The 21,235-nt window shown below is 73.1% G+C and carries 17 protein-coding genes and 1 pseudogene; 11 read left to right on the top strand and 7 right to left on the bottom strand.

All coding sequences use genetic code 11. The features are described from left to right. Window positions 1-35: 35 nt before the first annotated feature. Window positions 36-1,238, bottom strand: coding sequence for a glycoside hydrolase family 3 N-terminal domain-containing protein (locus AB0F62_RS07965; RefSeq protein WP_361793519.1), 1,203 nt, complete (start codon window positions 1,236-1,238; stop codon window positions 36-38). A 63-nt stretch (window positions 1,239-1,301) separates the two neighbouring features. On the opposite strand from AB0F62_RS07965, the gene AB0F62_RS07960 reads away from it, so the two are divergent. From AB0F62_RS07960 to AB0F62_RS07935, 6 genes are all read left to right on the top strand, one after another. Continuing rightward, a complete protein-coding gene (locus tag AB0F62_RS07960; RefSeq protein WP_361793516.1) occupies window positions 1,302-1,793 on the top strand; it encodes a TIGR00725 family protein in 492 nt (163 codons plus the stop codon). Between the two features lie 400 nt (window positions 1,794-2,193). Continuing rightward, the gene (locus tag AB0F62_RS07955; RefSeq protein WP_361793513.1) at window positions 2,194-6,045 is read left to right on the top strand and encodes a S8 family serine peptidase; all 3,852 of its coding nucleotides are present in this window, start codon (window positions 2,194-2,196) and stop codon (window positions 6,043-6,045) included. 174 nt (window positions 6,046-6,219) lie between these two features. Next, window positions 6,220-7,224: a helix-turn-helix domain-containing protein gene (locus tag AB0F62_RS07950; protein WP_361793511.1), complete on the top strand. Its 1,005-nt coding sequence runs from the start codon at window positions 6,220-6,222 to the stop codon at window positions 7,222-7,224. Between the two features lie 74 nt (window positions 7,225-7,298). Beyond that, on the top strand, window positions 7,299-8,135 hold the full coding sequence (locus AB0F62_RS07945; protein ID WP_361793508.1) for a PP2C family protein-serine/threonine phosphatase: 837 nt from the start codon (window positions 7,299-7,301) through the stop codon (window positions 8,133-8,135). After that, entirely contained in the window at window positions 8,132-9,136 is a 1,005-nt protein-coding gene (locus tag AB0F62_RS07940) for an MASE1 domain-containing protein (protein WP_361793505.1), read from the top strand. The genes AB0F62_RS07945 and AB0F62_RS07940 overlap by 4 nt, the downstream gene beginning before the upstream one ends. 88 nt (window positions 9,137-9,224) lie before the next feature. Next, window positions 9,225-10,955 carry a GAF domain-containing protein gene (locus tag AB0F62_RS07935; protein ID WP_361793502.1) on the top strand — a complete coding sequence of 577 codons (1,731 nt, stop codon included), beginning with the start codon at window positions 9,225-9,227 and terminating at the stop codon, window positions 10,953-10,955. Here the strand turns inward: AB0F62_RS07935 and AB0F62_RS07930 are convergent, their stop codons facing one another. The 3 genes from AB0F62_RS07930 to AB0F62_RS07920 form a co-directional block, all read right to left on the bottom strand. Then, window positions 10,956-11,849, bottom strand: coding sequence for a hypothetical protein (locus tag AB0F62_RS07930; RefSeq protein ID WP_361793499.1), 894 nt, complete (start codon window positions 11,847-11,849; stop codon window positions 10,956-10,958). Between the two features lie 102 nt (window positions 11,850-11,951). Next, entirely contained in the window at window positions 11,952-12,653 is a 702-nt protein-coding gene (locus tag AB0F62_RS07925; RefSeq protein ID WP_361794019.1) for a response regulator transcription factor, read from the bottom strand. Between the two features lie 110 nt (window positions 12,654-12,763). Next, window positions 12,764-13,225 (bottom strand): cyclic nucleotide-binding domain-containing protein, encoded by a 462-nt coding sequence (locus AB0F62_RS07920; RefSeq protein WP_361793496.1) that lies wholly within the window; start codon window positions 13,223-13,225, stop codon window positions 12,764-12,766. Between the two features lie 151 nt (window positions 13,226-13,376). Between AB0F62_RS07920 and sulP the strand changes: the two genes are divergently transcribed. Together sulP and AB0F62_RS07910 are read left to right on the top strand one after the other, a co-directional pair. Beyond that, window positions 13,377-15,161 (top strand): sulfate permease, encoded by a 1,785-nt coding sequence (gene sulP, locus AB0F62_RS07915; protein WP_361793493.1) that lies wholly within the window; start codon window positions 13,377-13,379, stop codon window positions 15,159-15,161. A 93-nt stretch (window positions 15,162-15,254) separates the two neighbouring features. Beyond that, the gene (locus AB0F62_RS07910; protein ID WP_361793490.1) at window positions 15,255-17,246 is read left to right on the top strand and encodes an ABC transporter ATP-binding protein; all 1,992 of its coding nucleotides are present in this window, start codon (window positions 15,255-15,257) and stop codon (window positions 17,244-17,246) included. A 29-nt stretch (window positions 17,247-17,275) separates the two neighbouring features. Here AB0F62_RS07910 and AB0F62_RS07905 read toward each other — a convergent pair whose 3' ends face one another. Next, window positions 17,276-18,148 (bottom strand): haloalkane dehalogenase, encoded by an 873-nt coding sequence (locus tag AB0F62_RS07905; RefSeq protein WP_361793487.1) that lies wholly within the window; start codon window positions 18,146-18,148, stop codon window positions 17,276-17,278. A 98-nt stretch (window positions 18,149-18,246) separates the two neighbouring features. Here AB0F62_RS07905 and AB0F62_RS07900 point away from each other — a divergent pair, with 98 nt between their 5' ends. Then, on the top strand, window positions 18,247-18,738 hold the full coding sequence (locus AB0F62_RS07900; protein WP_361793484.1) for a MarR family transcriptional regulator: 492 nt from the start codon (window positions 18,247-18,249) through the stop codon (window positions 18,736-18,738). A 6-nt stretch (window positions 18,739-18,744) separates the two neighbouring features. Here AB0F62_RS07900 and AB0F62_RS07895 read toward each other — a convergent pair whose 3' ends face one another. Next, window positions 18,745-19,101: a zinc ribbon domain-containing protein gene (locus AB0F62_RS07895; RefSeq protein ID WP_361793481.1), complete on the bottom strand. Its 357-nt coding sequence runs from the start codon at window positions 19,099-19,101 to the stop codon at window positions 18,745-18,747. 49 nt (window positions 19,102-19,150) lie between these two features. Continuing rightward, window positions 19,151-19,855: a TetR family transcriptional regulator gene (locus AB0F62_RS07890; protein WP_361793478.1), complete on the bottom strand. Its 705-nt coding sequence runs from the start codon at window positions 19,853-19,855 to the stop codon at window positions 19,151-19,153. 103 nt (window positions 19,856-19,958) lie between these two features. Between AB0F62_RS07890 and AB0F62_RS07885 the strand changes: the two genes are divergently transcribed. Beyond that, window positions 19,959-21,110 carry an acyl-CoA dehydrogenase family protein gene (locus AB0F62_RS07885; RefSeq protein WP_361793475.1) on the top strand — a complete coding sequence of 384 codons (1,152 nt, stop codon included), beginning with the start codon at window positions 19,959-19,961 and terminating at the stop codon, window positions 21,108-21,110. 30 nt (window positions 21,111-21,140) lie between these two features. Then, window positions 21,141-21,235, top strand: a pseudogene (locus AB0F62_RS07880) (electron transfer flavoprotein subunit beta); the annotation flags it as partial.

The following is a 21,235-nucleotide window of genomic DNA, read 5'->3' as shown; positions in this document are numbered from 1 at the left end:
GCCGGCGCGTGCGGTGGAGGGCCGGCGCCGAGGTGTCAGCCGGTGCAGCGCAGCGCGCCCGCGGCCTGCTTGGCCGTCAGCACCCGCCGGGCGCTGTTCTGGACCAGGGTGCGCACCTTCGGGTCGTTCCGCATCCCGGAGCGGATGCCCTCGGCCATCGCGGGGATGCCCTTGGGGTCGACGGTCAGGACGAGGTCGCCGCCGGCCCGGAGGAAGGCGAGGGCGCGCTTGCCGACGGCCATGTTCTGCGCCGAGGCCGCCTTGCCCAGGTCGTCCGAGATGATGACGCCCTTGAAGCCCAGGTCGTGGCGGAGCGTCTGATCGACGATCAGCGAGGAGTACACCGCCTTGTGATCGGGGTCGATCCGCTTGTACGTCGCCAGGGAGATCATCACCAGCCCGGCGCCCGCGGAGATGCCCGCGCGGAAGGGGGCGATGTTGGCGCCCGTGCGGGTCAGCGTCGTGTCCGTCACCGAGGCGGTCGTGTCGGTGTTGCCCTTGACGCTGCCCAGGCCCGGGAAGTGCTTGGGCGTGGTCAGCACCCCGGCCGTCTTGGAGCCCTGGACGTATGCCGTGACGTGCGGGGACACCACGGTGGACGTCGAGCCGAACTGGCGGCCGTAGCGGCCGATGGGGGCGTTCGCGGTGCCGATCGAGGCGGGGACGACGTCGGCGACCGGGGCCAGGTTGACGTTCACGCCGGCGCTCTTGAGCTCCTTGGCCCAGCCCTCCGCCCGCTTGCGCAGCGTGGCGGTGGACCACGTGCCCTGCGTCTTCCCGCTCGGGATGGTGGAGAAGCCGGGGCCCTTGAGGACCTGCACCTGGCCGCCCTCCTGGTCCGTGGAGACCAGCAGTCCGACCCGCTGCCCCGCGACCGTCACTCCGAGCGACTTCTGCAGCCCGTCGACCAGGGTGCGGGTCTTCTTCACCCCGGCCGTGCTGCGTCCCGCGAGGAACACGGAACCGACCGCGTAGCCGCGCATCGCGTCCAGGTCCGCCTTCGGCGGTGAGGTCAGTTTGGCCGCCCCCATGAAGAGCTGGCCCACGCGCTGGGTGTCGTTCATCCCCGCCAGGACCCGGTCCACGCAGGACGGCTTCGGGCTGGAGGTCGCGGCCGGGCGGCCGGTGACGGTCATGGACTCCGGAGCTGTCGGCGCCCCCTGGCAGGCGGCGACGGCCAGCGTCGTGGCCAGCAGAGCGAGGGACACGTGTCGGGAGGTGAAGGCGTACGAGGTCACCCTTGCAGCGAATATCGTGAATGTCCGCCGTGTCAATCGGAGCCGCGTGCCGGGGGTGGGGTCGTGACGAGTCGTTATGTGGCCGTGGTGGGGCCCGCCGAGGCCGGTGCGGGGGAGTGCGACGTCGCCCGCCGGCTCGGCGAACTGCTGGCGGGGCGCGGCGCCGTCGTCGTCTGCGGCGGGCTCGGCGGGGTGATGGGCGCCGCCTCCGAGGGTGCCCGGGCGCGGGGCGGGATCACGGTCGGACTTCTCCCGGGCCGGGACCGCCGGGCGGGTGACCCGTCGCTGACGGTGGCGATCGCCACCGGCCTCGGCGAACTCCGCAACGGTCTGGTCGTCGCCGCCGCCGACGCGCTGGTGGCGGTGGGCGGCAGTTGGGGCACCCTGAGCGAGGTCGCGCTCGCGCTGCGGACCGGCAAGCCGGTCGTCGTGGTCGGCGGCTGGGACGTGCAGGGGCCCGGACCTGGGGAGACGTTCCTGCGGGCGGCCTCCGCCGAAGAGGCCGTCGACGCCGTGGAGGCCGCGCTCGCGCAGTCCTCTCCCGGCGGCGGCTGAGCGACCGGGGAGGGAGCGCGGGTCGGAGCCGGCGCCCCGGCCGCGCCCGCGGTCCGGCGTCCGCACCCCGCCGCCCGGGCCGTACGGGAGCCGGCGGCGAGGGGGTCGGGTCCGTCGGGTCGCCCGCCGCGAGGCCGTCCGCCAGGACGGTCGCTGCGCACCTGCCGTCCGGTTGCGCCAGGGTGACGGCTCGACGGTCCCCGCCGGTTGGGGGTGGTTCGTACCGGCAGCGGTGGGTTCGCCGTGCCCTGGTGGGGGTCGTCGCCGGTTGCCCGAAGCGCCGTGTCGCCGTTGGGACATGTCGCAGCTGTGACAGCCGATAACCGGTGACACCTCCCCGGCATCGGCAGATTCTGGCGGACAGCGCGTGACCCGGAGCTGTACGAAAGGTGTTTGGGTGATGGCAAGGTTCCGCCTCACAGCGGCGATATCGACAGTGCTGGTGGTGACACTCGGGGGCACCACGGCCGCCTCCGCGGGGACCGCACCGGACGGGCCGGCGCGATCCGCCGAACGTACCGGGACGTCCTCCACCACGGTGCGTCTCATGACCGGCGACCGGGTGACCGTGACCACGGTGCCCGGCGGCCGGCGGACCGCCTCGGTGCAGCCGGGGCCCGGACGTGAGCGTGTCGTCTTCCGGACGTTCGAGGAGAACGGGGCGCTGACGGTCCTGCCCTCGGACGCCACGGATCTGGTGATGGCCGGCACCCTCGACCGGCGGCTCTTCGACGTGACGGCCCTGATCGCCCAGGGCTACGACGAGGCCCGGTCCGACGCACTGCCGCTGATCGTCTCCTCCGGCGCCTCCACCGTGGCGAAGCGGACCAAGGCGTCCGAGCGGGCCGCCTCGGCGGTGGCCGACCGGCTGGCGGCGCTCAAGGACTCCTCGGAGCCGTCCCGTTCGCTCTCCAGCATCGGCGCGACCTCGCTGAGCGTCGCCGACGACGACCTGGACACCTTCTGGAAGACCCTGCTGCCCGACGGGCAGACGGGCGTGGCCCGTGTCGCCGCCACCCCGCGGATCTGGCTGGACGGCAAGGTCAAGGCGGTGCTGGACCGCAGCACCGCGCAGATCAACGCGCCCGCCGCGTGGAAGGCCGGGTACGAGGGCCAGGGTGTGAAGGTCGCGGTGCTGGACACCGGTGTCGACGCGAACCACCCCGATCTCGCGGGGCGGGTCGCGGAGGCCAGGAACTTCTCGGACAGCGCGAACACCGACGACCACTTCGGGCACGGTACGCATGTCGCGTCGATCGTCGGGGGCACCGGCGCGGCGTCGGCGGGGACCCGGCGGGGCGTGGCGCCCAAGGCCGACCTGCTGGTCGGCAAGGTGCTCGGCGACGACGGATCGGGCTCGGAGTCGCAGGTCATCGACGGTATGGAGTGGGCGGCTGGCGCGCACGCCAAGGTCGTCAACATGAGCCTGGGCGCGGACATCCAGACCGATGGCACCGACCCGATGAGCCAGGCCGTCAACACCCTGACCGCGTCGACGGACACGCTGTTCGTCATCGCCGCGGGCAACGCCGGCCCGGGGCCGTCCACCGTCGGATCGCCGGGCGCGGCCGACGCCGCGCTGACCGTCGGCGCCGTGGACCGGGACGACTCCCTCGCCTCCTTCTCCAGCCGCGGCCCGCGCTTCGGCGACGGCGCCGTCAAGCCCGACGTGACCGCCCCGGGCGTGGGCATCGTGGCCGCCCGTGCCGCGGGCACCACCATGGGCGACCCGGTCGACGCGAACTACGTCGCCGCCTCGGGCACGTCGATGGCGACTCCGCACGTCGCGGGCGCCGCGGCGCTGCTGGCGCAGCAGCACCCGGGCTGGGGCGCGCAGCAGATCAAGGACGCGCTGGTCAGCACCTCGCGCACGGTGTCCGGCACCAAGGTGACGGAGCAGGGCGGCGGCCGGATCGACCTGGCCACCGCCATGGGACCGGTCACCGCGACCGGCACCGTCGCGCTGCCCCCAGTCCAGAACGGCGGAACGGCGGGACCGCGGCAGGCGGCCACCGTGCGCTACACCAACACCGGTGACAAGACGGTCGATCTGAAGCTGGCCGTCAAGCTGTCCACCGGAACCGGGCGCGCGCTGCCCGACGGAGTCGTCACCCTCGGCTCCGGCACCGTGAGCGTCGCGCCCGGTGCCACCGTCGAGGTTCCGGTCAGCACCGACGCGGCCCACGCCGCGCGCGGGAAGTACTACGGCTACGTCACCGCCGCGGCGGCCGACGGCACCGTCGTCGCCCACACCACCGTCAGCCTCAACGTGCACGCCCCGAAGCACAAGTTGACCGTGATCGCCCGCGACCGCGACGGCAAGGTCATCGAGGGCGCGGCGCCGACGATCTGGGGCGCCGACGGGTTCGTGGGCTACACCGGCATCGAGCCGGCCGTCGCCGAGGTCGAGGAGGGCACCTACCAGCTCAGCTTCGGCACGCTGGACAGGGCCGCCGACGGCCAGGAGCTCCGCGAGGTGGTCAACCCGGAGGTGAAGGTCACCAAGGACACGACGGTGACGCTGGACGCCTCCAAGGTCACCGAGGTGAAGATCCGCACGCCCCGGCCCGCCGAGCAGCGCGGCATCGTCAGCTACCAGACGTACCGGAAGATCGACGGCAACGGCCTGATCCAGGGCGTGATGTTCTTCGACATCGCCAAGCGGATCTACGTCAGCCCCACCGCTCGCGTCACCGACGGCGACTTCGAGTTCGCCTCGCGCTGGCAGATGGTGGCCCCGCAGCTGCGGGCGAAGGTCTCCGGCGGCTCGCCGGCCTTCACCCCGTACTACGTGCCCGCGTCCCCGGCCTTCGACGACAAGGGCGCCAAGCTGACCGCCGTGGACGCCGGCAAGGGCACGGCGGCCGAGCTGAAGAAGGCCGGCGTGCGCGGCAAGCTGGCCGTGGTCCGCTGGGACTTCTCCGACGACCGGGAGCTCGCCAAGGCGGCCAAGGAGGCCGGGGCCAAGGCGCTGATGCTGGTCGTGGAGGAAGGCTTCTACCCCTGGACGCGGTGGAGCCCGACCGGTGACCGGATGGCCGTGCCCACCATGCGCGCCGGCACGGCGGAGGGCACCGCCATCCTCAAGAGCGTCAAGAAGCGCACCACCACGGTGGAGTTCTCCGGCACGGTGCGCAGCCCGTACCTCTACGACGTGATGCAGGTGTCCAAGGGCTTCGTTCCGAAGAACCTGGTGCACACCGTCTCCGAGCGCGAGAGCGCCGTGGTCCGCAGCACCTACACCCGTACCGGTGCCTCGGCGTGGGCGAGTGAGCAGCGCTTCGGCTGGCGTCCCTACCAGGACACCGCCTGGAACCAGTACAGCCGTGAGGTGCCCACGGGCCGGGAGCGGGTGGAGTACGTGACCGGCGGGGACACCATGTGGCGCCACACCGTGCACCACAACGTCGTCTTCGGCATGGACACCCCACTCGGGGCCGGCATGCGCGACGTGCCGCGCACCTACCGGCCCGGTCAGCAGGCCACGGAGCGCTGGTTCGGGGCCGTGGTCCGTCCGTCGATCCCGCGCGGCGCGGCCTGGCCGTCGGTGCGCAACGGCAACACCCTGTCCGTCTTCGTTCCGGAGTTCAACGACTCCGGCACCGGCCACTATTCGTTCTACGAGCTCAACGGCTTCGGCGGCGGCATCGGCACCAGCGCGTCCCGCGCCGGCGACGGAGCCCCGGTGGACGACACCGCCACCGCGGTGCTCTACCGCGACGGGAAGCGGATCGCCGAGTCCGACCAGGGCGCGTGGGGCGACTTCGAGGTGCCCGCGGGCAACGCGAAGTACCGGCTGGACCTGGCGACCACCCGGGTGTCGGACGACTGGCGCTTCGGCGTCGGCACCCGCACCTCGTGGTCCTTCCGCTCCGGTTCCGCCGCCGACACGACGCTGCTGCCGCTGCTCCAGGTCGACTACGCCGTACCGGTCGATGTCCGCAACGCGGTGGGCCCCGCCCGCCGGTACAACCTGGGCCTGAACGTGCGGATGCAGGACGGCATGGCGGCGCCGCGCGGGGTGACCCTGCGGGTCGAGACGTCCTACGACGACGGGAAGACCTGGACCCGGGCCGCGACGGCCCGCAAGGGCGGCGGCTTCACCGCCGCCGTGGAGCGTCCGTCGCGGGTGCGCGGCGACGCCTATGTGACGCTGCGCGTGACCGCGACCGACGCGGCGGGCAACAGCGTCCGGCAGACGGTGGACCGTGCCTATCTGCACAGCGGATCGGGGTCCTCCGGACGACGGTGACGGTGGGGCGTCACCGTTGACACAGCGGCGGGTGCAGGGGAGTGTGGGCCCCGGCACCCGCCGCGCCATCGTTTCGAAACATTTCCGGGGTATAGTCCCGCGTTCAACGATATGTGCGGCTTGTGCCCGACCGGTGCGCGTGCCGTGCGGACCCCGGACCCGGAGGAACGCGGCATGCTCGAGGCGGCTGGCCTCACCGAGGTCGAGGAGACCGTCTACCGGCTTCTGGTCTCCACCGCGACGGCCTCGGCCGACGAGGTGGCCGCGCAGACGGGCCTCCCGCCCGGGCAGACGGAGGGCGTCCTCGCCTCGCTCGCCACCAAGGGACTCGCCAGCCGCGCCGACAGCCGGCCCCGGCACTACTCCGCCACCCCGCCCGACGTGGCCCTGCTGCCGCGCCTGCAACGCCACGCCGACGCCCTCGACAAGGCCCGTACCGCGGTCACCGACCTGCTGGAGAGCTACCGCAGCACCGCGCGCCGCCAGGACGCCGGACAGCTCATCGAGGTCATCACCGGCAGCGAGGCACTGCGCCAGCACCTGCGGCAGATGCAGGAGAACGCGCGCCACGAGATGCTCTGGTTCTGCAAGGCCCAGTACGTGGCCATGCCCTCGGGGAGCAACCGCGCCGAGTACGAGGCCCTGGCCCGCGGGGTGCGCTACCGCGTCCTGTACGAGCGGGCGTTCTTCGACGACGAAGGCGCCATCGACAACGTTGTTGAGGGCGTCCAGGCGGGCGAGATGGCCCGCTCCGTCCCCCACCTGCCGCTGCGGCTCGCCGTCGCCGACCGGACGTTCGCCATCTGCCCCCTGGTGCCCGGCGGCCCGCACGGCAGCCCGAACGAACCGACCGCCGCGCTGCTGCGCGACAGCAGCCTCCTCGAGGCGCTGACCGCGCTGTTCGAGCGCTACTGGGAGGACGCGGTACCGCTGCACGTCAGCGCCTCCGGCACAGTGGGCGGCACCGACGAGGGCGAGGGCGACTCCGACCCGCTGAGCGAGACCGACCGCCGGCTGCTCTCGCTGCTCGTCGCGGGCGTCGCCGACAAGGCCATCGCCAGCCAGATGGGCCTGAGCCGGCGGACCGTCCAGCGCCACATCCAGCACATGATGACCCTCGCCGGAGCGGCGACCCGCATGCAGCTCGCCTGGCAGGCGGCCCGCCGCGGCTGGCTCTGAGCCGGGTGCCGGAGGGCCCGCGGGCGTAGGGTGAGAGGTGGCGCGAGTGCCCAAGGCCCCGGAGCGTTGGTGCCATGTCCCGACGTCACACCGCTCCCACCAGCAGCGCCGAGGAGCTGTTGAACACACTCGGACAGCTCACCGGCCGCATCCTCGAGCGGATCAAGATGCAGCAGGCCCGGGTGGAGCTGGCCGCGGCCCTTCAGCGGCACACCCTCGGCGCCGCCCTCCCGGCCGTCCCCGGCCTGCGTGTGGCGGGGCGGTACGCCCCCGCCCGGGACGGACTCGACATCGGCGGCGACTGGTACGACGTCTTCCCCATGCCGGACGGCTCGGTCGGCTGTGCCATCGGCGACGTCCAGGGCCACGACGTCGAGGCCGCGGCCTACATGGGCCAGGTGCGCACCTGCCTGCGCGCGGTCGCCGTGGCCACCACGGAGCCCGCCGAGGTGCTGGCACGTACCAACGACCTGCTGATCTCCATGGGGTCGGGACTCTTCGTGACGTGCTCCTTCCTCCGCTTCGACCCGGCGACCTGCGAACTGACCGACGCCCGGGCCGGGCACGTCCCGGCGGTGTGGGCCACGTCCGACGGCCGCTGCGAGGTCGTCCTGGACGAGGGCGGGCTGCCGCTGGGCATCCTGGACGGCGAGAGGTACCCGTCGACCCGTCGAATACTGACCGGCACCGGCGCGTTCGTCCTGGTCACCGACGGCGTGGTGGAGGGGCCCGGCCACCCCATCGACGAGGGGCTGGACCGCGTGGCCAAACTGGTCGGCGGCTCTTGCACCGCCGACCCCGAGGAACTGGTCGCGCAGGTCATCGCCGTGGCCGACCTCACCGGCCACAGCGACGACGCCGCCGTCCTCGTCCTCCGGCACGGGGACTGCCCGGGGACGGCCCCACGATGAGCACCGCCGGGCACGGCGAGGGACTCCGGCGTCACCGGGCCACGGCCCTGTGGATCCTCGTGCTGGTGGCCGCCTACTACGGTGCGGCCCGGATCGGCCTGGAGCAGCAACTGGTCCGGGGTCAGGTCACCCCGATGTGGCCGCCGACCGGGATCGCCCTGGTGGGCCTGCTGCTCGGGGGCATCCGGCTGTGGCCGGGGATCGCCGTCGGCGCCTTCCTGGTCAACATCGCGATCGGGCCCTCGGTCCTCCCGGTGCTGGGGATCGCGGCGGGCAACACGATCGCCCCGGTGTGCGCCTGCCTGCTGCTGCGCAGGGTCGGCTTCCGTGTCGAACTCGACCGGCTGCAGGACGCGCTGGCCCTGGTGTTCCTCGGCGCGCTCGGCGGGATGCTGATCAGCGCAAGCGTCGGCAGCGCCGTGCTGGTGGCCTCCGGCGCCGTGCCCGCGGGTGCCTTCTGGTCCACCTGGTCGGTGTGGTGGACGGGCGACGCCATGGGTGTGCTGGTGATCGCTCCGCTGCTGCTGGTCCTGCGTACCTGCCGGCTGCCGCGGGGCGTCGGGCCCTTCCGCTGGATGGAGGCCGCGGCCCTCCTGGCGGGCACCGTGCTCGTCACAGAGGTGGCCACCCACAGCACCCCCGGGCTGCTCTTCCTCGTCTTCCCGTTGCTGATCTGGGCCGCGTTCCGCTTCCAGCTGGCCGGCGCCGCGCCCTGCGCACTGATCACCTCGCTCATCGCGATCGAGGCCGCCGCCGACGGTTCCGGGCCGTTCGCGGGGCTCGACCTCTTCACGAAGATGGTGACCCTTCAGGCGTTCAACGGCTCCGCCGCGCTGACCGCCCTGCTGCTCGCGGCGACCGTCACCGAACGCGAGCACACCCGCCGCGAGATCGAGCAGGTCTGCCGCAGGCTCGGCGAAGCCCTGTCCCGGCTCGCGCCCGACGAGGAGATCGAGCACTGGGCGGCGGTGCCGCCCGTCGAGCGCGGCCGCCCCGAATAGCCTCGCCCGTTCCGCGCGTCCGGGTACCGCGGTGGCGCTACTTTGAAGAGAGGCTCCACGAGGGCCGCCACAGCGGACGGAGGTGCCGGTGGGGACTGACGGCGGCAAGGACGCCGAGGGCCTGCCACGGCTGCAGCTCGACGAGTTGCTGGACGAGCTGCAGACGCGCATCGACGCGGTGCGGGGGACGCGGGACCGTGTGCACAGCCTCCTGGAGGCCGTGCTGTCGGTGGGGCGGGAGCTGGACCTGCCGCAGGTCCTGCGGCGGATCGTCGAGGCCGCGGTGGTCCTGGTCGACGCCGAGTACGGCGCGCTGGGCGTGATCGGCGACGACGCGCGGCTGGCGCAGTTCCTGACGGTCGGGGTGAGCGAGGAGCAGATCGAGGCGATCGGCCCGCTGCCCTCGGGACACGGCATCCTGGGCGAGCTCATCCGCCGTCCGGCGCCGCTGCGCCTGGAGGAGATCGCGCGCCATCCGGCCTCCCACGGGTTCCCGGCGCACCACCCGCCGATGCACTCGTTCCTGGGGGTGCCGATCCGGATCCGCGAGGAGGTGTTCGGCAACCTGTACCTGACCGAGAAGCGCGGCGGCAAGGAGTTCGACGGGGAGGACGAGACGGTGCTGTCCACCCTCGCGGTGGCGGCGGGGGTCGCGATCGACAACGCCCGGCTCTACGAGGAGGCCAGGTCGCGGCAGCGGTGGCTGGAGGCGAACGCGGAGATCACCAGCGGTCTGCTGTCGGGCATCGAGGAGACCTCGGTGCTGGAGCTGATCGTGGAGCACGCGCGGCGGATCCTCGGCGCGGACCTGGGCGTCCTCGCGCTGCCGGTCGAGGGCGGTGACGGGATCACGATGGCGATCGCCACCGGTATCGACGCCGACGCCCACCGGGGGCTGACCCTGCCGCGCGAGGGTTCGTTCACCGGGGCGGCGATGACCGCCAACGAGCCGCTGACCAGTGCCGACATCCAGCACGATCCGCGGGTGGTGGCCGGTCCGCCGCGATTCGGGGGGCTGGGCCCCGCGGTGGCGGTGCCGATGGCCACGCCGCAGGGAGTGCGCGGCGCGCTGCTGCTCGCCCGGGCCGAGGGGGAGGCGCCCTTCACCCAGGCGGAGACGGCGCCGCTGATGGGCTTCGCCGGCTCGGCGGCCCTGGCGATGGAACTCGCCGAGCGCCGGCGGTCGGCCGAGCAGCTGCTCCTCCTGGAGGACCACGACCGGATCGCCCGCGACCTGCACGACCTCGCCATCCAGCGGCTGTTCGCGACCGGTATGACCCTGCAGAGCGCGGTCCGGTTCGTGGACCACCCCCAGGCGAGCGAGCGGTTGCTGCGGGCGGTCGACGACCTCGACGAGACCATCAAGATCATTCGTTCGACGATCTTCGGGCTGCGGAGCCACGAGTCGGGGCCGGGCCGCCAGGGACTGCGGGTCCGGACGGCCCGGGCGGTGGAGCAGGCGGTGCCCGCCCTGGGCTTCACCCCGTCGCTGCGCATGGAGGGGCTGATCGACACCGATGTGCCCGCCCCGGTCGCCGAGCACGTGGTGGCGGTACTCGCCGAGGCGCTGTCGAACATCGCCCGCCACGCCCGGGCCGGAGCGGCGGAGGTGTCGCTCGTGGTCGGGTCCGGGACGCTGGTCCTCACGGTCTGCGACGACGGGGTGGGCATCCCGGAGGACGGCCGCCGCAGCGGCCTGGCGAACCTCGCGCAGCGCGCGGAGAAGCTGGGCGGCACCCTGACCCTCGGGACGCCCGAGCACGGAGGCACCCGCCTGGTCTGGCGGGTGCCGTTGCAACCTGCCGGCCGTACGGGCTGATCAGCCCCGGTCCACGGCCTCGTGGACCGGCGTCCGCGCGGCGCAGTCCGCGGCCGCCCCGGAACCGAACCGGATCAGCATCTGCAGCAGGCCCGGCCCGCAGTCCGTGGTGCGCATCGCCGCCCGCAGGTCCGGCCACTGCATCGCCGCGTGCAGTAGCGACGCCTGGACGGTGTGCGCCGTGGCGAGCAGCACCACGTGCTCCATGGCCTGTCCCGCCCGCAGCCAGTCGGCACAGGAGTCGTGCGGCGTGCACAGCGCGGCGACCAGCGGCCGCCGTTCGGGTTCGTCGGGCGGGGCCGCCCCGCTCCGGGTGCCCTCGTGGAGCCGGCCACCGGGACCGGAGGCGCGGTCCGTGCCCGCGTCGTCGCGCTGCTCCGCCTCGGCGGTCAGCCGCAGCAGCCGCAGCGCCTCCTCGGTCCTCGGCAGGGTCAGCGAGGCGCCCTCCGCGTGGGCGGCGTCGATGAGCTCCAGTACGACCGCCCCGGTCGGGCAGTGCGCGAAGAACGTTGCGCGGCTGCTGTGCCGGCGCCAGATCGCGTCGTAGAGGTCCCGGTACGGACGGTTGCCGACATGGCGCGGGCCGATCGGACGCACGGAGGCGAGCAGATCGGGGTCGGCGGGAACGGGCAGCAGGGCCACGACCGGCTCCCAGCCGAAGTGGGCCAAGGCGACCCGCAGGTTGAACACCGCCGCGCCGACGGACACGTGCAGGGCGCGGGCCGCCGCCTCGGACTCCGGCACACCGGGTTCGGGGACCGCGCGCACCTGGAAGGTCGCGGTGTCGGGATCCAGGCGGTACCGCCAAGGCCGGCTGCCGCGGAACGAGGGCGCCGCGACCGCCGCGGAGATCAGCTTCTCCAGTGTCGCCCCGTTGAGTGTGGTGGGATCCATGACGCGCTCCCTCCGGCCGGCGCGTGCTCCCACTCTGCGCGCACCGGCGGCCGGCAGGGAGGGCCGACCGGCCCTACCGCGGGGGCCGCCGGGGGCACGGTCTCAGGGGCCGGAGCCCGGGGCGCCGCCGGAGGGCTGGTGCTGCGTGGCGAGGACGGCGGCCTGGATGCGGCGCTCGACGCCGAGCTTGCCCAGCATCCGGGAGATGTGGTTCTTGACCGTCTTCTCCGACAGGAAGAGCCGTTCACCGATCTGCCGGTTGGTCAGTCCCTCGCCGATCAGCTCCAGGATCTCCCGCTCGCGCGGCGTGAGTCCGGCCAGCGCTTCGACCTGCGGCTCCGGCGGCTCCTCGGGCCCGCGCAGGTTGCTCATCAACCGGGCGGTGGTCGCCGGGTCGAGCATCGACTGGCCGGAGGCCACTGTACGGACGGCGGAGACCAGGTCGGAGCCCTTGATCTGCTTCAGCACATAGCCCGCGGCCCCGGCCATGATCGCGTCCAGCAGGGCGTCGTCGTCGTCGAAGGAGGTCAGCATCAGACACGCCAGCCGCGGCATGCGGGAGCGCAGATCGCGGCAGACGCCGATGCCGTCGCCGTCCGGGAGGCGCACGTCGAGGATCGCCACGTCCGGGCGGAGGGCGGGTGCGCGGGCCAGGGCGTGGTCGACGGTGCCGGCCTCCCCTGCCACCTCGATGTCCGGCTCGGCGTCGAGCAGATCGCGCAGCCCGCGCCGCACCACCTCGTGGTCGTCGACCAGGAACACCCTGATCGGCGCCTGCGCGGTGAACTCCCGTACCTCGCTCATCCCGGCCTCTCGCTCCTCGTCGCCGCCGGCGTCTCCGCCGGCGGCGCCGGATCCTCCGATCATGGCCCGGAGCGGCCCCCGGCGACAGGGCCGAACGGACCACGCGCGGCTCAGCGCTCCGTGCCGCTGCCCTGCGGACCGTAGAGATCGAGCAGCCGGGTGCGGGCCCCGTGCAGCCGGTGCGCGACGATCTGCGCGACGCGCCGGGCGACCGCGCGCCCGAAGGCCGCGTCCGCCTCGCACAGCGCCCGCACCACCGTGGCGTCGAACTCGTCCGCCCGCACCGGGCTCACCGCCCGCGCGCCCAGGTGCCAGGAGTAGGGCGGGAAGAGCCACGAACAGCCGAGCAGGTCGCCCGGGCCGAGGGTCTCGACCACGGCGGACCGGCGGCCGGGGACGTGCAGGTCGAGCTCGACCGAACCGGTACGGATGATCCAGAACCGGTCGGCCCTGTGCCCCTCCCCGAAGATCCGGGCCCCGGCCGGGAAGGACACGTCGCGCGCGAGTTCCAGAAGGCGCCCGCGGGTCTCCGGGGGCAGTGCGTCGAGCAGTCCCGTCGTGGTGGTGGTCATCGCCGTCCTCCCTCTCGTCCGGTACGCCCTCACCTCCAGGGTCCGCCCGGACCCGCGACCGCGAGGAGGGGCCGACCGGCCCCAAGGCGGGCCGTCGGGCACCCCGGCCGATCTGCTCGCCGCCCGCCGTCCCGGCGGGGAGGATGGGCCCATGCCGTCAGCCGTGTCCACGCCAGCCGGACCGCCCAAGAGGTCCGCCACGAAACGGGGGTGGCGCGGACTGCTGCCGGGCCTCGCCACCCTCACCGGGTACCGCAGGGCGTGGCTGCGGGGCGATCTGCTCGCCGGCGTCACGGTGGCGGCGTATCTCGTGCCCCAGGTCATGGCGTACGCGGAACTGGCCGGGCTGCCCCCGGTGGCGGGGCTGTGGGCCGTCCTCGCCCCGCTGGCGTTCTACGCCCTGCTGGGGTCGTCCCGGCAGCTCTCGGTCGGCCCGGAGTCCACGACCGCGCTGATGACGGCCACCGCGGTCGCGCCGCTGGCCGCGGGGGACCCCGGCCGCTACGCCGTGCTCGCCGCGGCGCTCGCCGTCGTGGTGGGCCTGCTGGCCTGGGTCGCCTGGGCGGTGCGGGCGGGCTTCGTCGCCGATCTGCTGTCGCGGCCCGTGCTCGTCGGCTACCTGGCCGGGGTGGCGTGCATCATGATCGTCGACCAGCTCCCCAAGCTCACCGGCGTGCCGGTCACGGGCGAGGAGTTCTTCCCGCAGCTGGTCTCGTTCGTCACGCACCTGCCGCAGGCGCACCCGGGGACGGTGGCCTTCGCCGCCTCGGCGCTGCTCTTCCTCTTCCTCGTCCAGCGGTACGCCCCCCGCGCCCCCGGGCCGCTCCTCGCCGTGGTGGCCGGCACGGCAGTCGTCGCCGTTTTCGGGCTGGAGGCACACGGCATCGCGGTCATCGGCGAGGTCCCCTCCGGACTGCCCCGGCCGGACCTGCCCGACCCGGGCGACCTCGGACGGCTGCTGCTTCCCGCGGTGGGGGTGCTGCTGGTGGGCTACACCGACTTCGTCCTCACCGCACGGGCCTTCGCCGGCCAGGACGCGGACCGCCTGGACAGCAACCAGGAACTGCTCGCCCTGGGCGCCGCCAACCTCGGATCCGGCGTCCTGCACGGCTTCCCCGTCAGCAGCAGCGCGAGCCGTACCGCGCTCGGTGTCTCGGCCGGCAGCCGCACCCAGCTGTACTCGCTGGTCACGCTGGTGGCGGTGGTGTGCGTCCTGCTCTTCCTGAACCCGCTGCTGTCGCAGATGCCCTCCACCGTCCTCGGCGCGATCGTGGTCTTCGCCGCCTGCCGGCTGATCGACCTCGCCGGCTTCCGCCGCCTGGCGTCGTTCCGCCGCCGTGAACTGGTGCTGGCCCTCGCGTGCCTGGTCGGCGTGCTCGCCCTGGACATCCTGTACGGGGTGATGGTCGCCGTCGCGCTGTCGGTCGCCGAGATGCTGATCCGCGTGGCCCGCCCGCACGACGCCGTCGAGGGCCTGGTGCCCGGCCTCGCCGGCATGCACGACGTCGACGACTACCCCCAGGCGCGCACCATCCCGGGCCTGCTCGTCTACCGCTACGACTCGCCGCTGTTCTTCGCCAACGCCGAGGACTTCCGGCGCCGCGCCCTCGCCTCCGTGGACCGGCAGCACGACCCCGTGCGGTGGTTCGTCCTCAACACCGAGGCCAACGTCGAGGTCGACATCACCGCACTGGACGCCCTGGAGGCCCTCCGCCGCGAACTGGCCGAGCGCGGCATCGTCCTGGCGCTCGCCCGCGTCAAGCAGGACCTGCTGGACGACCTGGACGCGTACGGGCTGTCCGACGTGGTGGGCCGGGAGCGGATCTTCCCCACCCTGCCGACGGCGGTCGAGGCCTACCGCGCCTGGGCGGAAGGGGACGCCGGCGCGAGCGGGGGCCGGAACGGGAGCGGCGGGAGCGGGGACGGGGCGCACTGAGGGGAGCGGCGCACGGAGCGGCGCCGCGAGGGGAAGCCTGTGGGCAGGGCCGCCGCGGCACGGCGCCGGGGCGCCCGCCGAGGGGGGACGCACATGAGCAGGCGGAAGCGGCAGGCCGACCCGAAGAACCCGGACGCCCTCGCGCCCGAGGAAGTGTCCGAGTCCGAACGGCTGCTGTTCGGCGGGCCGTTGCGGTACGACATGGGCTGGAACAAGCACGACGGCTCCTTTCTTGAGCTGGGCCTGCGCTCGATGATCCGGCGGCTCCCGCAGCTCGTCGCGACCACCGTGCGCCTGGCCCACCGGGCCGACCCGCGGGCCCTGCGCGTCGTGGTGTACGCCGAGGTGGGCCGCGGTGTCGCCCAGGCGGTGGGCCTCGTCGCCGTCAACTGGGTGCTGGCCCGGCTGCTGGTGCCCGGCGAGACCACCGAGCGGCTCACGGGCGCGGCCCCGGCGCTGGCGCTCGTGGCGGTCGCGGCACTGGTCGGGGCGCTGCTGCGGTCGGCCTCCACGGCCGGCACCGGCAAGCTGGAGCCGACCGTGGAACGGGTGGCCACCGAGATGTACCTGGAGCGGGTCGCCCGGGTGGAACTCGCGGCCGTGGAGGACGACGAGTTCCACAAACTTCTGGACTCGGCCTCCTGGGGCGCCGCGTCCGCCCGACGGATGATCAACTTCTGCTCGTCGGTGGTCAACGCGCTGATCTCGCTGCTCGCGGCGGCCGGTGTGCTCACCGTCCTGCACCCGGCCCTGCTGCCGCTGCTCGCGGTGATGACGCTGCCCAGCGCCTGGAGCGCGCTCACCATCGCCCGCCGCCGCTACATCTCCTTCCACAACTGGGTGCAGCACGCCCGGGCGGGTCAGCTCCTGGGCCGGCTGCTGATCGAGGCGCAGGCGGCGCCCGAGGTCCGCGTCCACGACCTCGGGCCGTTCCTGCTGGGGCACTTCCGGGCGATGGCGGAGAACGGCGAGCAGGAGCAGACCCGGCTGGCCCGGCTCGCGGCGCGCACCGGGCTGGTCGCCTCGGGGTGGACCGGGGTGGCGACCGCGGCGACGTACGGCGCGCTGGGGGCGCTGCTGTGGAGCGGGGCGATGGCGCTCTCCGTCGCGGGTACGGCGGTCATCGCCATCCGTACCGGCTCCGCCGCCCTGGACCGGCTCGTCGTGCAGCTGGGATACCTGCACGAGGAGGCGCTGTTCGTCGCGGATCTGGAGCGCCTGTGCGCCGAGGCGGACCGCCGGGTGATCCCGCGGGGCGGGCTGGATCTGCCGGAGCGGGTGGAGGCCATCCGGTTCGAGAAGGTCACCTTCAGCTACCCGGTCACCGCCGCCGAGTCCGGCACCCCGGCGGTGAAGCCGCCGGCCCTGTGCGAGGTCGACGTCACCATCCCCATCGGCCGGATCGTCGCCCTCGTCGGACGCAACGGCAGTGGCAAGACCACGCTCGCCAAGCTGCTGTGCGGGCTGTACGCGCCGGACTCCGGGCGGATCAGCTGGGACGGCGTCGACGCGGCCGAGGCCGACCGCCGGCAGATCACCGACCGGATCGCACTGGTCTCGCAGGACGCCTACCGCTGGCCGTTCACCGCACGGGTCAACGTGGGGATCGGCCGTCCCGACGCCCTGCTGACGGACGACCGGCTCACCGCCGCCGCCCGCTACTCCGGCGCCGACGAGGTCGTCGCAGGTCTGCCGCGCGGCTGGGACACCCTGCTGGGCCGCGGTTACAAGGGCGGCCACGAGATATCCGGCGGCCAGTGGCAACGGCTCCAGCTCAGCCGCGCCCAGTACCGCGACGCCCGCATCCTCATCGTCGACGAGCCGACCAGCGCCCTGGACGCCCAGGCGGAACAGAGGGTCTTCGACCTGATCCGGGAACTCGCCGCCGACGGGCAGACGGTCGTCCTCATCACGCACCGGCTGCACAGCGTCCGGCACGCCGACGAGATCTACGTCCTGGACCGGGGGCGCGTCGTCGAGCACGGCCCCTTCGCCGACCTGATGCGGCCGGGGGCGGGCACCGGCGCCTTCCGCGAGATGTACCTGCTCCAGTCCCGCCAGTACCAGCATCCCGAGGACAACTGACGGCGCCCGGCGGCACCCTGCGGGCTCCTCTACGTCAGCAGCCGGTGCCGCTCGGCCCACGTGGTGACGGCCGCCGCGATGGCCTCGGGCCGGTCCTCCGGCGCGTGATGGCCGGCGGGCCCGCAGTGCTCGGTCTCCAGGGCGGCGATGTGCCCGGCGCACCAGGCCGCCATCTCGTCGCCGATCATCAGCGTCGGGGAGGAGTCGAAGGTCAGCAGCAGCTTGGGCACCTGCGGGCTGTCGGCCAGCCAGGCGCCGTACCGCTCGACCCGGGCGACCACGTCGGCCGGTTCGCCCTCGAGCGGCATCGCGCGCGGCCACTCCAGCAGCGGGCGGCGGCTGTCGGGGGTGGGGTACGGGCGACGGTAGACGTCGTGGTCCCGGGGGCTGATCCCGGAGAGCACGGTCGGGCCGAAGCCCTGCTCGATGAAGGCGTTCTCGTCGAGGACGAGGCGTTCGCCGACGCCGGGGGTGCGGAAGGCGGTGAAGCGGTCGCGTGCGGCGGCGGGGAAGTCGTCCCAGGTCATCGGCCGCACGATGGTCTCCAGGAAGACCAGTCCGCGGGTCCGTCCCGGATGCCGGGCGGCCCGGTCGAAGGCCAGGGCGCCGCCCCAGTCGTGGCCGACCAGGACGACCTCCCCGTCCAGACCGAGCGCGTCGAACCAGGCGTCGAGATAGCGGGCGTGGTCGGCGAACCGGTACGGCGGGCCGGGCTTGCCCGAGCGGCCCATGCCGATCAGGTCGGGGGCCAGGCAGCGGGCGTGCCCGCCGATCCGGGGCAGGACGTTCCGCCACAGATACGAGGAGGTGGGATTGCCGTGCAGGAAGACGACGGGAGTTCCGTCACGGCTTCCCGTCTCCTCGTGGTACATGGTCGAGTCGAGCGCCTCGGTCACGGGCATGGCGGATCCCTCTCCATAGCGTTGGTGGCACTAACGTTTGTAACGCTAACGAAGTTAGGTCGTTAGCCCCACTAACGCAAGGGGGTAGGATCGCGGCCGTGAGCGAGAAGGAGAGGGGCGGCGGCACGGACGGCGCGCCGGGGGAGGGTCCCGCACCACTGCGGGAGCTACCCAGCAGGCTGCTGTCGCTGACGGCGCTGACCGCCGACCGTCTGGTGAACGAGGCGCTGGCCGCCCTGGACGCCCGCAAGTGGCACTACGCGGTCCTCGCGACGCTGCGCGAGTCGGGCCCGGCGAGCCAGGCCGCGCTGAGCCGCCGCACCGGCGTCTACCGCAGCGACCTGGTCGCCGTCATCAACGAACTGGCCGCGTCCGGATACGTGGAACGGGCGCCCGACCCCGACGACCGCCGACGCAACGTCATCACCATGACCGCGCCCGGCCGCGCCCGGCTGCGCCGGCTCGACACCGTGCTCGCCGCCGTGCAGGACGAACTCCTGGCACCGCTCGGCGGGGCCGAGCGCGAGCAACTGACGCACCTGCTGGGCCGGTTGCTGGAGCATCACCGCGCCGGGCAGGCGATGGACTGAGGGCGGCTACCAGCCGTATGGGGTCGCGGGCGGCTCGCAGAGTTCGAAGAGGAGCCCGCCCGCGTCGGCGCTCGCCGTACGGGCCACCCGCACGCGCGCGCCGCTGCGCACGTGCATCGGCAGGGCGCCGACGACCCGGCCCCGCACCGAGAACCCCTCGGAGAGGTCGACCAGGGAGGCGTCGTCCCGCATCAGGCGGACGATCACCCCCATGCCGTCGCTGCGCACCTCGTCGAGGTCCGTGGAGGCGCAGGTGGGGCAGAGCAGGCGCTGGAAGGCGGTGTTGCCGCACCAACGGCAGCGCTGGACCAGCAGCCCGCCGTCAACCGATACGTCGTGCGCGTCGAGAGTCCGGTCATCCATGGCGCACACCATATGGCACTGAGTGCACTTTGGGAAGGCACTGAGTGCCTCAGGAGAGGGAGCCCTCCTCGGCCAGGCCCGCCTCGATCTCCCGGACGACCCGCCACATGGGGGTCCTCCGCTTGGTGATCACGATGACCACGTCGTCCTCCGCCTCCGGCGCGCCCCGCCGCGTGGCGCCCTCCCCGTTCCAGGCGGTGCGCACGTACTCCAGCGCGTGGTCCACGGCCGTGCCGGCGTCGCCCTCCGCGCCCGAGCGGAGCCAGGTGCGCAGGCCGTTGTTGTGCGCGGCGACCACGGCGGCCGCGATCACGTCGGCCCGGAGCTTGCCGTCGGGGCGGTCGGCGTAGCGGGCGCCGAGGTACTCGGCGAGCGCGCGCTCGTACCGCCAGACGACCGAGAGTTCGTACGCCCGCAGACCGGGCACCTGCTTGGTGAGGCGGTAGCGCTGCACGGAGAAGGTGGGGTTCTCCGCGTACATGGTGAGCACCAGGCGCGCCGCGTCGCAGACCCGGGTCACCGGGTCGTCCGTGTCGGCGCTGGCCTCCAGGAAGCGGGTCATGTCGGCGAGGGCGCGCTCGTGGTCGGGGAAGACCACGTCTTCCTTGGAGGGGAAGTAGCGGAAGAACGACCGGCGGCCGACGCCCGCGAGGGCGACGATGTCGTCGATCGTGGTCGCCTCGTAGCCGCGTTCCAGGAAGAGCTGGAAGGCCGCTGCGACGAGGGCGTCCCGCATCGGGGGCTTCGTGGTCATGGAGGCGAACCTAACACCGGGGGCCGGTCGATCGATGGCACTGAGTGTGCATAATTGAGGGTACTCGATGCCATGGAAGCTGACGCGGACTGGAGTAACGGACGTGAGTGACAATTTCGACCTCTTCCGGACGTCGGAGGAGCACGACATGCTCCGGGACGCGGTGCGTTCGCTGGCCGAGGCGAAGATCGCGCCGTTCGCGGCCGAGGTGGACGAGCTCGGGCGCTTCCCCCAGGAGGCGCGGGACGCCCTGGAGGCGAACGACCTGCACGCGGTGCACGTGCCGGAGGCCTTCGGGGGCGCGGGAGCGGACGCGCTGTCCACGGTGATCGTGATCGAGGAGGTGGCGCGGGTGTGCGCCTCGTCCTCGCTGATCCCGGCCGTGAACAAGCTCGGCTCGCTGCCGGTGCAGCTGTCGGGCTCGCAGGAGCTGCAGGCGAAGTACCTGGGCGCGCTGGCGCGGGGCGAGGGGATGTTCTCGTACTGCCTGTCCGAGCCGGAGGCCGGCTCCGACGCGGCGGGGATGAAGACCCGCGCGGTGCGTGACGGCGACGAGTGGGTGCTCAACGGCGTCAAGCGGTGGATCACCAACGCCGGCGTGTCCGAGTTCTACACGGTGATGGCCGTGACCGACCCGGACAAGCGGTCCAAGGGGATATCGGCCTTCGTGGTGGAGAAGGGCGACGAGGGCGTGTCCTTCGGCGCTCCGGAGAAGAAGCTGGGCATCAAGGGGTCGCCGACGCGTGAGGTGTACTTCGACAACGTGCGGATCCCGGCGGACCGGATGATCGGCGCCGAGGGCACCGGCTTCGCCACCGCGATGCGGACGCTGGACCACACCCGGGTCACCATCGCCGCGCAGGCGATCGGGATCGCACAGGGCGCGCTGGACTACGCCAAGGGGTACGTCAAGGAGCGCAAGCAGTTCGGCAAGGCGATCGCCGAGTTCCAGGGCATCCAGTTCATGCTGGCGGACATGGCGATGAAGCTCGAGGCGGCGCGGCAGCTGACGTACGCGGCGGCGGCGAAGTCGGAGCGCTCGGACGCGGATCTGACCTTCTTCGGTGCGGCGGCCAAGTGCTACGCGTCGGACGCGGCGATGGAGATCACCACGGACGCCGTGCAGCTGCTGGGTGGTTACGGGTACACGCGGGACTACCCGGTGGAGCGGATGATGCGGGACGCGAAGATCACCCAGATCTACGAGGGCACCAACCAGGTCCAGCGCATCGTCATGGCCCGCAACCTGCCGTAATCAGCAACCGATTGTGTGAAGGGACATCAAGTGAGCTTGAGGATCGTTGTCGCAGTGAAGTATGTGCCCGATGCCACGGGTGATCGTCACTTCGCCGGGGACCTGACCACGGATCGGGATGCGGT

It is taken from the genome of Streptomyces sp. NPDC026673, from assembly GCF_040638135.1.
Taxonomy (GTDB): domain Bacteria; phylum Actinomycetota; class Actinomycetes; order Streptomycetales; family Streptomycetaceae; genus Actinacidiphila.
Note: the sequence above shows the minus strand (reverse complement) of the source record. Positions and strands in the feature narration are given on the sequence as shown.